Raw genomic sequence first — 14,198 nt, forward strand, 5'->3', positions numbered from 1 at the left:
ATTGTGATATCGTTATTCTTTCCAAGCTTCCATAATTAGCTATTAGGCTAAAGGTATATTAGGAACACTGTTATTTTTCTACTCGAAACCAATCCACTTCAGCATAACCACTATCATTGCTGTGTTTTTCCCGACTGGCATAGAGTCCTAGTGTAGCACCAACCCATTTACCAGGTTTAGCCTGAAATTGATTTCCCACAGATATATACTTTTTGCCATCCAAACTATATGACCATTGGCACGATTTCCCATTTTTGACCTCTACGCGGACATACATAAAGTCATCCGACAAAGAGGCAACGAGCTGAATGCTTTCCTCCGCGCCAATATATGCCCGCGAACAAGTACCATAATAGAGTTGATATTTACCTTTATCCTTTCGTATAAAAAGCTGAGAATAATCTTCACCGACCACCACCAATCCTGCTTTTTCACCAAGTTCCTTCTCGCTAGGACGCAATCGTATTTTTGCTGTCGCACTGAAATTTTCAGCGGGAAATTTTTGTGTAAGTATATTAGGTGCTGCCATCAGGTTTTTACTTCCTTCAGGAAGTTGCTGACTATAAAGCCGAAGCCTACCTTTTTGTGAAGGCATAAGCCAGGTACCATCCGGATTTGCCTGCCATTGCCATTGCAATCCTAAATGAGGAGAATCAAACTCATCCGATTCTTGAGGATTCGTCTGTGCAACAACCTGTTTTCCCACATTAGGTTTTTTATAGCTCATCACGGGTGTCCCTATTCCATTTCCATCAGTGTCCTCGCCTATGATGGGCCAATCCGCTTTCCAGACCATCGGCTGAAGGTGTACTACACGTCCCATTGCTTCTTTATCCTGAAAGTGGAAGAACCAGTCTTCCCCTGAAGGTGTGTCTACCCAAGCACCCTGATGTGGACCATTAACAGTCGACTTATTCTGAGCCATTGCTACCTTACGCTCATAAGGTCCATAAATATTTTTCGAACGCAAGATCAATTGCCAGCCCGTCGATACACCACCCGCTGGTGCAAATAAATAATAATATCCATTCCTTTTATACACCTTGGGGCCTTCAATTGTAGGGTCCAACTCATGTCCATCGTAAACAATTGTACCTCGGTCCAGTACACGAGTCCCATCGGCATTCATCTTGGCTATAGCGAGTACGCTCTTCAAGCCTGCACGGCTTCCTGCATAGGCATAAGCTAAATAAGCACGACCATCTTCATCCCAAAAAGGACAGGGGTCTATCAATCCTTTTCCTTGGAAAACCAGCGTAGGAGCAGACCAGGGCCCCCGAATATTTTTCGTCTTTATCTGATAAATTCCAAAATCGGGATCGGGATAATAAATGTAAAACTCTCCATTGTGATACCGTATGGAAGGCGCCCATACCCCACCACCGTGCTGTACTTTACTGAACACCTCTTCCGGCAACTGTCGTTGCAAAGCATGTCCTATAATCGTCCAGTTGATCATATCTTTAGAATGTAGGATGGGTAGACCTGGACTATGATTAAAGCTTGAGGCAATCATATAATAATCTTCACCTACACGGATCGCATCGGGATCAGAATAATCCGCATGGATGATAGGATTTTTAAATTTTCCATTTCCAAGATCCGGATTCCAGACCTGAGAATTATAATTTTGTCCGAAAGTCAATGAAGAACTACCTAAGGTCACGTAGGCCATCAGGCAAATATATTTCAATTTCTTTTTATCGCTCTTGAGCATAAATTTCGCTTATATTTTTTTTATTTAAATTCTTTAATACCAAGACTCTAACCTCAGCATTTCCCCAATTTTATTTCACAACAAATTCATAAATCTTACCTTTCACCGTCGAAAGATCATAAAGCGTTGTTTCAGGAACCTCAAATGAACTATTTTGCGTTTTTATCAATGGTTTTTTGATTTCATCAACATCAAAAAAGGGGTTGGGATTTTTACCATGAGCTTGTTTCAAAGGTTTCCCTTTTAAATAGAGTCTACTCTTATTGGTCATACGAATACGGCAGTTGCCTCCTAATGTAGAGCTGACTTTTAATCCCGTTAACTTTCGATTTTTCCAGCTCATATCAATAATAAATCCTCCTCTAGTAACTAAACCTTTCACTTCGCCATTCGGCAACTCATCTGGCCAAGCAGGTAATAAAAATATGCTTCCATCATATGATTGCACCAACATCTCGGCGATTCCAGATGTACAGCCAAAATTGCCGTCGATCTGAAAAGGCGGATGGGCGTCCAGTAAATTAGGATAGGTACCTCCATTTTGTCCTTGCTGTTCTTCTGGAGCTGGGCTCAATTGATCTTTGATCAATTTATACGATTGATTTCCATCCAGCAAACGTGCCCACCAATTTACTTTCCAGCCCATAGACCAACCTGTCGACTTATCCCCACGGTAGATTAATGAGTTTTTTGCTGCCTGAGCAAGTGCAGGGTCGCGAAAAGGTGAAATCTGACCTGATGGAAATAATCCGTATAGATGTGATATATGACGGTGACGGTCATTTTTTCTATCCAGATCCTTAAGCCACTCCTGCAACTGTCCATGCTGTCCAACTTGCATAGGCGGTAGCTGTTCAAGACTGCGTTTGACAGAATCACGCAATGCGCCATCGGAATCCACAACGTAGGATGCACGGATAAAATTATTAAAGACATCAAACACAAGTTGATTATCCATTGTCGTACCGGCTGAAACACCTACACTACCTGTTTCATAGCTATTTTCTGGACTAATGGATGGGCTTACGACCAGCCATTTTCCAGATGGATCCTTGGTCAAAACATCCAGATAAAATAAAGCCGCCCCTTTCAATACGTGATAATAATCCTTCAAAAATTGCTTGTTTCCTTTATACAGATAATGTTGCCAGATATGCTGACTCAACCAAGCTCCGCCCATAGGCCACATACCGTAAAAACCGCCATCTACAACACCCGTAATGCGCCATAGATCAGTGTTATGATGAGCGTTCCACCCTCTGGCATGATACATTTCCCGTGCACTCTCTTGACCTGTAACAGCAAGATCCTTTAACATGCTAAATAACGGTTCGTGCATTTCACTTAGATTCCCTACCTCAGCGGGCCAGTAGTTCATCTCGGTATTGATATTTATCGTATACTTACTGTCCCAAGGTGGAGAAAGTTTAGCATTCCAAATCCCCTGCAAATTGGCAGGCTGGCCTCCAGGTTGCGAAGAGGAAATCAGCAAATATCTGCCAAATTGAAAATAAAGTGCTACTAACTGTGGATCAAAATTTGTCGCAAACTCTCGAATCCGCACATCCGTTGTTTTGTTTGCCTGCGCATTGCTGCCAAGGTCCAATTTCACCCGATGGAAGAACTGCTGGTATTTTCTCACATGCTGCTCCAGTGCTTTTGTGTAAGAAATTCCTTTTGCCTTTTCAAAAATTCGCGTGGCTTTTCGTTCAGGATCGATGGAAAGATCCTTGTAATTTTTGAAGTTTGTTCCAATTGATACATAAAGGATTACTTCGTCTGCACCTTTGATCGTAATCTGCTCACCATGATGATTAACCTGACCACCTTTAACCTGCGGATAAACAAATCCATAAAACGCCACCTGCCCTTCTTTGGAATCCACTGTACTTCCTTTTCCCCGCAGAAACAATGCACCATTATTTATACCTAAGCCAATATTTTGATGTGGACTTTTCCAGTTTAGATCCATGGAGATACTTTTCGCTCTATCCGCAGTAATGCGGATCAACAGCAGACTGTCGACCAGTGACGTAAACATTTCCCTTCGATAATTGACTCCATCGACTTGATAAGAAACAGTAGTTATCGCTTTATTTAAATCCAGCTCCCGTTGATATTGAACAGGGTTACGGTGAGTCGGAAACCCAAGCATTAGGCTGCCGAAAGTTTGGTAGGGCATACCATAGTCCAGTCCTGCTGGTGCAGCTCTCGGAAAGGCGAGATTCGACAATTCTTGCGCTTCTCTGTTCCTGCCCTCAACAAGAAGTTGACGAATTTTTACAATATCCGAGTATTTACCTTTGGGTACATTGTTCCCAGGACGTCCGGCCCAGATCGTTTCTTCATTCAGTTGAATCTCTTCTTGGGAAACTCCACCGTATACCATGGCACCGATACGCCCATTCCCCAAAGGCAATGCTTCATTCCAGTTAGTAGCTTCTTTATCATAGTTTAATTTCAATTCCTGCGATGAACTAAACTTCCAAAGCAGCAATAGAACACTAGAAAATATAAGGTATTTGATATTCATATCAGATATAGATTTATGGTTTAATCATTTTAATTTCATGAAGCCAAGCTGTCAATATACTTGGCCAAGTTGCCGTCGATCCTGGATTATTGACCACTGCAATGGCATGTCCCCCCTGTGGAAAAATATGTAAAGAGGCTGCTATGTTATGCGCTAGTAATGCTTGATAATATAAAAGGCTATTTTGTACAGAGACAGTCCTATCGTTTTGGGCATGTACTAAAAATGTGGGCGGCGTATGTGCTGTCACCTGAGCCTGCAAGCTAAACAGCTCTTTTCGAGAATCGTCGGCTGCTTTACCCAATAGATTATCCACACTTCCCTGATGGGCATAATCACCTTTCATCGTAATAACGGGTGACACCAAAACGCTGAAATTGGGCCTACTGCTTAACTCGTCTACTGAATCCCCCAATACTTTGATAGGCTGATCTATGCTCGCTAAGGAAGCAGCAAGATGTCCTCCGGCCGAACAGCCCATCACACCAATACGATCGGGATCCACATGCCATTCAGCCGTCTTAGATCGAATTACACGGATCGCGCGCTTTGCATCTTGCAATGGAACTATCGACCTATCGATTACATCAGGCGAGTTTGGCAAGCGATGAAGCAGTACGAACGCATTTATACCAATTGTATTAAACCATTTGGCCAACTGTGTACCGCTGATCACATAAGCCAAACGGGCGTAACCTCCTCCAGGAATAATCAAAACGGCGGTCCCTGAATTTTCTTCTTTTGAGACCAAAAAAGGAATAATCCGGGGTTCACCAACTTGATATACACGTTCATTAGCAATACTATCTAAAAGGTTTAACCCTTTACTATTTGGCATTGTTTTATTGTATAACAGAATTGATTCCTGACCGTGTGTCAGTAGATATGCAAAAGATAAGAGGATTGTCGATAACTTTTTCATTTATATTGAGGTTGAAGCCAAAAAATTAATGTTAGGCTTGTACATCACGTACTTTAGATCTTTACACAATCGCATAAACTAGTGAATTTTGACAGCATCAGTTTTTGCCCCATGTTTAAAATTCAATTTCCTTTTATCTATGTTCGAATTACTAAATACAATGTTCGTGGCATTGCGTCCATTCACTTCTAATTCAGGAGATATGTTTTTATCAAATTTTAAATCTTCAAAACGTAGGTTAGAAGCATTTTCAATATAAATAGTTGGTGTCTCCGTATCGTTCGAATGCAAGAATGCATTTTTTACCACAATACCACTTGCATCCTTAATTTCAATCACTTTGTTGGCTACAATACTAAGATTAGTCATGCTAACCTTTTGAACAGGCATCTCCGGTAGTCCGCGAACAAAGATCCCGACATTAGCTCCCCTACATGTAATTGCATCGATTGATATATTACGGAATTGTGGGGTTTCAATACTTACAGGCGGCACCTCTTGAACTTCATTAGCCTGTGGAGGCTTCGTCCAATAGTACATATCAAAATATATAGCCTCCTGTACAATATTATTCATATTGATATTGCGGATGTGGATATTTTCCACTACCCCTCCTCGACCACGTGTGGTCTTAAAACGCAAGCCTTTGTCAGTCCCCATAAAAGTGCAGTCTTCTACAAAAATATCCCGGGCGCCACCGGACATCTCACTACCCACCACAAATCCACCGTGCCCCTTATAGACTTTGTTATGGCGAATAATAACGCGTTCGGTCGCAATCCCACGTTTGCGTCCCTCTTCATCTTTACCTGATTTAATACAAATCGCATCGTCGCCCACATCCAGAACGCAATGCTCAATGAGCACATTGGAACAAGATTCAATATCAATGCCGTCTCCATTCTGGGCATAATCTGGGTTTTTGATTTTCACATCTCTTATGGTCAGATGCTGTGTCATAAGGGGATGTAAATTCCAGGCCGGTGAATTTTGGAAGGTCACACCTTCAAGTAATACGTTCTTACATTTGGTCAAAACTAACAAGTTAGGCCTTAAATAATCTTTGATATCCTCGAAGTCAGTCAATTTTTTGCCCTCAGCCAACAAGAAAGAACGTCTTTCTTCATGTGCAAGCTTCGATTTCCCACTTGGGTACCATGTTTTGCCATCTGCACTGATTAAGCCACCAGATGCAACTTTAGTTTTCCATTCACTTTCTGTCAACGCTCCTTTACCAACCATCCTCCAAGCATCTCCATTGCCATCGATAATACCTTTGCCTGTTATAGCAATATTCTCAAGTTCTATACCGCTGATGGGTGATTCGTTGCGTGCCGAAACTTTTCCTTCATAATTTCCTGCTACAATTTTGTACTGGTTGAAGTCATCTGTAAACTGTAAAAATGCATTTTCTTCCAAATGAAGGTTCACATTACTCTGTAATATTATTGGCCCTGAAAGCCAATAGCCTGCCGGTACCACGACGACACCGCCACCGCTTTTGCTGCTCGCACGAATAGCTGCATTTATACTATTGGTATTTAATGTATACCCATCACCCTTTGCTCCAAACCCCTCGATACTTATGGTATCATTTCGAAATTGAGGAGATGTTACTTCAGGAAGATAATTCCAATGATATTGACTTTTTACCGACTGGGCGCTAATATGCTGGCATACTCCGAGTGCTAAACAAATACATGCCAGCTTTAGCCCTTTTTTCTTATTTTTTTTAAACATCTATTTAGTTTTACTCATGCTGTTATACAAAATCTATAAAATATTAGATCTGCCCCTCTGTTATGGAAGCTACCGAGCAGAAACTCGTGTGTTATAAAATATCAAACACAACATTCCGCGCCATATCAATTTTTTCATACTTTCCTTTTCTGATTTAACATTATGCTATTTTAATCTATTCAAACCAACGCGGGTCTCCGGCAGTACCTCGCCCGCCAAATCCATTACCTGCTTTAATTCGGAAGTCTTTATTAATTGGATTTACAAATAAGTCTTCCGCGGTTCCGCTGAAGATAGTGATCTCCGTAAAATCCCGGGAAGCTCTTTCTATCTGCAATTCATTTGTACGATAGCTCCCAGCAAACGATACGCTAAGCGAAGAGCCAGCATGATCGTAGCTCGTTGCGTTTATACGCCCTCCGCTGTTCGTACCGGCGATAATATTGTTGCTGCCAACAAAAAATAAAGGCAATCGAGCTGTATCAAAGCGGAGCAATTGAGCCATTGCTGCATTTTGATTGTAAAAAGTACAATTGCCAACAACTATCTTTCCAACGGCTACGCGGACGTCCATCAACTGCGTTGTCAGATCGGTGAAGGTGCTGTTGGTTATCGAGATCGAATCCACGCTTGCGGTACTGCCGCCGATATTGACCACGCCATATCCTCCGATTTTATCGACTATACAATTGTCAAAGTTTATTCCCTTCACAGTTACTGCATTGTTAAGGCGTACCACCCCACTACCTAGTCTTTCTATATAACAATTTTTAAAAGTGTAGGAAGCTACACTTGCACCATTTTTATCCTGAGAGATCAAAAAAGAGCTACCGTTCGCATGAATTTCGAGATTTTCAAACACGACCTCACCCATAACAAGATCGGTCAATTGCAAACCCGAAAGATTTAACTTAGGATGATTGCCGCCAGCATCTGAGATGCCGGTCAGATTTAGGTTACTTATTCCTGCAGGCATCAGCAAATTGGCCAAATCGTAAGTATTACCACCAGTAAATACCAGCACGATATTGGTTTTCCCTTGAGCAACAGCTGAGCTGACCAAAGCGGGAATATCGTCTCCGGGGCTTACCGTTATCATCTCGCCTCCGGCTATACCTAAGGTTTTAACGATCTTTGCTCCCCGCTCGTTCTCCTCGTTAAAAATTGAGACACGATAGTTTGTACCTGGTCGTAAGCCTTCAATTTTGACATGACCATCGGTTTTATTAGCAGCGGACAAAGTTATCTTCTGCAGTTCAGTATTCTTCAACGGTTCAAAAACACTGACATGAGTTACACGGTCTGTTGCAGGCCAATAGAGCTCGATTTGATCCACACCAATATTCAGTTTACTGATTAGCTGCTCCGCAGCTGTCTTAAAATATAATTGTGAATAATTTGATTCTTCACCTGTTTCTGTATTTACTCCTTTCATCCTGACAGAATACCCCGTAAGACCATCCAGATTATCAAATAAAGTCCGATATTCAACTCTTGCAGGAATGGTGGATGGTGCAAAAGGAGTCAACGTATCAGCTAGTATTTCCACTGTCTTAACAATTTCGGTAAACTGCAAACTATCCTTACTAAATTCAAAAATATATTTCTGCGCAGCTACTGTTTTTGTATAAGTAATTTCCACTGAAGTTGCACCGACTACACCAGTAGTAAACTTTAGTGATTTAAAGAGCCGCTGATGTGAAGCATCCACCTCCCAATCGTTAGCCTTCTTACAACTAAGGAGGTTTAAAACCAGGGTCAACAACATTATGCTATTTAAAAGTATCTTTTTCATAAAACTATTTGCTTGATGTTAATAACCGTAGGCATTACTCAGGTAGCCCCTTGCTTCCCGAATATCATCGATATATATCGGATATACGTACCGATAATTACAGACGCCATTGCCCATTTTATACTGGTTAAGCTGCGCTTGAATTTCAGCGCCATAGGTCAAGGTGGATAGAAATTCCGAATAATTGTATGTAGCCATCAGTCCTGTTCCGGCCAATAATGCCCTGATCGGCCAAATTGTATAATTGTATACTTTTCCGGATTCTACTTTTTCTGGCTTGGCAGCATCTTGAGGGAACCATCTTACTGAAACATAGTCTCCACCTGGAGCCGCAGGCAAATCACCGTAATAATTTAATGAAGCCTTATCAATATATTCGTTATCTTTATACCGGAAATAGACTGTCGAAGGAAATTGTGCTGGCTGATAGGTTTTATCAAATATTTTCACTGGTTTGCTATGATCATACATAAGACATAGCGCCATTTTCATATCCTCGATTTTTTTATAAAGCAATCCCCAACGAATCAGATCTTGTTTACGGACAGACTCACCGCCAAACTCCCAAGCACGTTCATTAATTACTGCATCCAAAAAATTAGCATCATACGCTTGAATTTTAGAAGATCCGGCACCAAATGCTCTTTCACGAACTTTTTCCAATGCCTGCCTTGGTGATATTTTGGCCATTTCATGTACTGCATCAGGATTTTCAATCTGACTTTGAGCTTCGGCATACATGAGATAAATATCGGAGTATCGCATAAGTATCCAGTTGACTCCAGTAGCGATACGGCCTGTTGCGGTCTTGTGCATAGCAAGATATGAATTAGACATCCAGTAAATCCTCCATTTACCGAATTTGACATCATTTGGGTTAGCATTAACCTTCTCCTTATTGTCAGCTCCATAGCCAATCCAGCTAAGCGTCACGTCACGTCTTTTATCTTCCCTGTCAAAGGAATAAAAATAATAAGCGGTCGAGGTTACATAACTACCACCGAATCCACGGGAACCATACTTTGAATTTCCATCCACAGCATAGCCCATCAAAGAGCCAATATCTCCATTGTTGCCCATACCAAAGGCTACCTCAAACAAATTTTCATTTGACGCATTTGGACGATTGCCACATACGGAAGACCATATATTTTCAAAATCTGGATCTAAACGATGTGGATTTTCTGCTGATCCGATCAATTCTGCTGTCTGTTGTGCCGCGATACGGTAATATTCTTTCCAGTTTTGGGGACGCCCTACATAATAACCGTTGCTGGATGGAATAGTAGGATGTTTCTCAGCGGTAGAATTAGGAAATGCTTTACTGTCTCTGAGGGACCAGCCACCTGCAAATAATGCCACACGTGCTAGCAAACCTTTTGCGAAACCTTTGGTTACACGTTCTACCGAACCATACTCACTATTTCCCCCTTTGAAAGGAAGATAAGACTGTGCTTCTTCCAAGTCCTTTACCAAATAATGATACACCGTATCCTTATCGGATTTTGGCAAATACACATTAGATAGGTCGGACTTGGAAGCTTCTTTTTTATATGGAATATCCCCCCAATACCGGGCAAGTTCAAAAAACGCGAGAGATTTAAGTGTGAGCGCTTCTCCCAGAAGAGGCTTCATGCTATTTGCTTCACTCGCGAGAATCGGTGAATTGCGGATGCCATCGACGACTGCGGTTGCCATTTCCGCAAACTCGAACAAACGTTGCCACCTTGTCGTAGAATTGTTGGCGTGTCCAAAATAATTTCCGGCGCCAAAATCGTCTGTCTGGGAGATATATCCGGTTTCGCTAAATGAACCATTGGATTCCGTATCCGATACTCCTTGCCAGTTGACAGATAGTTTCTGCCCGTAGATATAGGTATCGGTCATTTTTCCATATAGCCCCATAACCGCAGCCTTGGTCATTGAACTTGTCTTAAATACAGTCTCTCCACTTAGGGAAGAAGGAGAACTGGTTTCAAGATATTTTTTGCATGAACTCATACAGGCCAGTATGACAACAGCAATGATGATTATATTTTTCATGTTCTTGTGTTTAAAATGTAACATTTAATCCAAACAACACCTTTCTCGCCTTCGGATAGGCAGAGTATCCTACCCCGGGGGTCAATGGATTCCGTTGTGTATCGACTTCAGGATCCTGCCCACTATATTTTGTCCAGACATGCAGGTTATATCCAGCGATATAAATGCGTAAATTCTGCATAAGAAGCCGCTTAGCAATATGTTTAGGCAAAGTGTATCCTAGTGTCACATTGCTCAGTCTAAGAAAGGAGCCGTCTTCGATGGCCCAATCGGTTAAAATACGACCATTTGCCGCCATGGGATTCCACATCGTCTTTCCTTCATTGAGCGCACGGAAAAGCTCGGGATTGGCATCATTTCCAAACATGATATTGGCACCAGTGGCTGGATTAATCGTGGTAAAACGTTGCGAAAGCCGCATGTCATTACTAATATTCTGATACCGTTTAGAACCTTCATAAGCCATGAAATCGATCTTATCTGCATTGTATATGTCGTTGCCGTAAGACCAGTTAAACATACTTGCCAGGTCGAAGCTTTTGTACTGCACATTCAACATCAAACCACCGGTATGTTTTGGTTGTGCCTGGCCAATCACCATCCTGTCATCCTCCAATGTAATTACCTGACCTTCTCCGCCCAGCTTCTCAAGTTTAATATGACCTGGACCAAAATAATTACCGCCCCTGGACATTACTTTCGAAGCATCCACCACTCCTTCATTCAACAGCCATCTATTTTGCGTACCATCAAAAGTAAAATCATCAAAAGAATAGAACCCATCTTGTTTAAAGCCATACATCAATCCCAGTGGCTGTCCTACAATGGCCCTAAAATCGTCGCGTCCAAAATCCAACCATGGAGAGGCAGGCGTTGTCATTTCATTCAGACCGTCAATCAGCTTACGAATCTTATTGCGGTTAAAGGCAATATTAAAATCTGCTGATAAACGAAAATCTTTTTTTTCCACCAATACCGCAGAGGCCGAAAACTCAATTCCCTTATTGGAAGTGCTACCCACATTCTGATACTGGTTGGCATAGCCGGAGCTCGATGGCAACGGAACCTGAAGTATTAAGTCGTTTGTAATATTATTATAGGCGTCGACAGTGAGGTTCAACCGGCTTTTAAACAAAGAAACATCCAAACCTATGTTACTAGACACTGTGCTTTCCCAGGTTAGGTTTTCGTTCTTCAGCGTGGTCTTGGTGCGTAATGCACTCTGTGGTGTCTCTCCAATATAATACAATTGGTTTGCTGCGTTAATAAAATCATAATCCTGCCGCCAATAAGATCCCACACGCGCATTACCGACCGAGCCATGGCTCAAGCGCAATTTGGCGTCAGAAAGCCAAGCTTTGGTTCCAGACATAAAAGATTCATCCGAAAATCTCCATGCAAAAGCGGCGCCCGGAAAAAATCCCCATTGGTTGCCTGGTGCAAATACATTTTTACCATCAGCCCTGCCCGTCAACGTCAGGATATAGCGATCGCTGAAAGTATAGTTAATCCTGGAGAAGAACGAGGTCGTCCGTGATGGTTCTCTAATGGTCGTGTAAGTAGGCGATGGAGTACCATAATTCCACATCGCTAACACATCATCGGTTGAGAAATCTTTGGGATAAAATTTAGATTCCAACAGCATATCATTTTGCTCGCTATTTGTCATCTCTTGTCCCCCGACGATTGTAAAACGATGTTTATTTTCTTGCAATTTGAAATCGTAAGTCAGCACATTTTGGAATGACCACAATGCACCTTTTTGATCTTCTCGCCGCGCTACGGGCTGACCACCGTTGGCGCTGGACTGCCCCGTACCTTTTATCCAGATATTATCCGTAAAATTTTTATTGAAACCATAAGAACCTTTGGCATTGAAACTCAATCCTCTGGCGATTTTCCAATTCAGCCCGGCATTAAAATTTAAATTAAAGCGATTTTGATCTTTATACTCATTCACAACATTTACAACGGGGTCGTTGAGTGAGCTCAGTGCTTCAGCTGAAGTAATATCTTCCGCTCCACCAAGGGCTCCTTCGGTCAGCGATGCAAGACTGCGAACGGGCGCATATTTTACAGCTTCCCGCAACTTGCGCCCGTCAGAGATACTGGGGCCCGTGATTTTTGTGTTTGACATCCGCGAGTTAAACTCAAAGGAAAGCTTAGGGCTAATCTTTTTATTGAGCTTTGCGCTCACATAATCACGCTGGTAAGCCGAGTTTAACATAATATAATCCTCATCGTCGCGTGTATAGTTTAAGTTATAGGTCAGACTTCCATCTTTGTCACCTCCCGTCATTCCCAAGCTATAGTTTTGCTGCAGCCCCGTATTACCATATAATTTATCCTGCCAATTAAGTCCATCTTTGGACTTATAGATATCCACATCTTCCCAGAGTCCATACATGGAATTAAAACTGTTATTCGCAGCCACAGAAGGATCGAGCTCACGCTGCCAGTATACATACTCATAGGGCGACAGTACCTCAGTAAGGTTGTACACTTTACTGGCTGCCAGATAGGAGTTGAATGTAATTTTTGGACTTCCTCCTTTTCCAGACTTTGTCGTAATCAAAATGACCCCATTGGCCCCTTCCGAACCATAGATTGCCGTGGAAGCCGCATCTTTCAGTACATCTATATTTTCAATATCTGCCATCGGAATATCGTTGATATTGGCTACTCGAAATCCATCGACGATATATAAGGGCGAATTGTCCTGGGTAATGGAACTTCCACCACGGACGCGGACTTTTATCTGGGCATCAGGCGAACCTTCCGTTATGGTGACATTGACCCCCGGTAAACGGCCGGATATGGCTTGAAGGACAGATACGGTGGGTAGATCTTTCAATTGTTCGGCGTTGATAGAGGCTACTGAACCTGTCAGATCTTTCCGTTTTGTGGTACCATAGCCGATGGCTACAACTTCATCCATCATTAGCGTATTATCTGCAAGAACAACATCTATTTTCGTACGTCCATTGACCTGAACTTCTTGGCTTTTTTTTCCAACAAAAACAAATACAAGAACAGCATTTTCGGGAACATCCTTAAATGCATAACTTCCCGACTGATCAGTTGATGTCACCATACTGCTTGATTTTATTCGCACAGTTACCCCTGTTATCGGGACTCCTTTTTCATCCAACACCTTGCCTATGACAGCGATAGACCTTTGAGATATCCATCGAACCTGCTTATCGGGACTCTCCAAGAGTACTGTTGTGGTTGCATAACTTTTGTTTGCCTGAATGGTAGTTGAAAGAAAAAGCAGCAAGAAGCCAATATTCGTACAGTTCCGCCAATTGTAATATGGTACATCCCTGACTCCATCTGAATGCAACAGTTTTTTTCGCTGTTGGGTAGAACGAAACAAAGAAGATTTTATTCCGTCAAATGGTTTCAATTTGTTATTTCTCATAAGATTTGATTTATAATTTTTCGG

The 14,198-nt window shown here is 42.0% G+C and carries 7 protein-coding genes; all 7 read right to left on the bottom strand.

Features of this window, described 5'->3' with window-relative positions; genetic code table 11:
- Window positions 1-70: 70 nt before the first annotated feature.
- The 7 genes from D7322_RS18210 to D7322_RS18240 all read right to left on the bottom strand — a co-directional run bounded on the left by D7322_RS18210 (window position 71) and on the right by D7322_RS18240 (window position 14,174).
- Window positions 71-1,717, bottom strand: a complete 1,647-nt coding sequence (locus D7322_RS18210) for a glycoside hydrolase family 43 protein (RefSeq protein WP_183078753.1) — start codon at window positions 1,715-1,717, stop codon at window positions 71-73.
- A 70-nt stretch (window positions 1,718-1,787) separates the two neighbouring features.
- Complete coding sequence (locus D7322_RS18215) at window positions 1,788-4,250, bottom strand: glycoside hydrolase family 95 protein (RefSeq protein ID WP_121125675.1); 2,463 nt, start codon at window positions 4,248-4,250, stop codon at window positions 1,788-1,790.
- Window positions 4,251-4,263: 13 nt separating this feature from the next.
- Window positions 4,264-5,172: an alpha/beta hydrolase gene (locus D7322_RS18220; protein ID WP_121125676.1), complete on the bottom strand. Its 909-nt coding sequence runs from the start codon at window positions 5,170-5,172 to the stop codon at window positions 4,264-4,266.
- 78 nt (window positions 5,173-5,250) lie between these two features.
- Window positions 5,251-6,912, bottom strand: a complete 1,662-nt coding sequence (locus D7322_RS18225; RefSeq protein WP_121125677.1) for a glycoside hydrolase family 28 protein — start codon at window positions 6,910-6,912, stop codon at window positions 5,251-5,253.
- A 175-nt stretch (window positions 6,913-7,087) separates the two neighbouring features.
- Entirely contained in the window at window positions 7,088-8,707 is a 1,620-nt protein-coding gene (locus tag D7322_RS18230; RefSeq protein WP_121125678.1) for a DUF5123 domain-containing protein, read from the bottom strand.
- A gap of 18 nt (window positions 8,708-8,725) precedes the next feature.
- Window positions 8,726-10,750, bottom strand: coding sequence for a RagB/SusD family nutrient uptake outer membrane protein (locus tag D7322_RS18235; protein WP_121125776.1), 2,025 nt, complete (start codon window positions 10,748-10,750; stop codon window positions 8,726-8,728).
- 10 nt (window positions 10,751-10,760) lie between these two features.
- Window positions 10,761-14,174, bottom strand: coding sequence for a SusC/RagA family TonB-linked outer membrane protein (locus D7322_RS18240; protein ID WP_121125679.1), 3,414 nt, complete (start codon window positions 14,172-14,174; stop codon window positions 10,761-10,763).
- Window positions 14,175-14,198 lie beyond the last annotated feature (24 nt).

The organism is Sphingobacterium puteale (genome assembly GCF_003627955.1).
Lineage (GTDB): Bacteria > Bacteroidota > Bacteroidia > Sphingobacteriales > Sphingobacteriaceae > Sphingobacterium > Sphingobacterium puteale.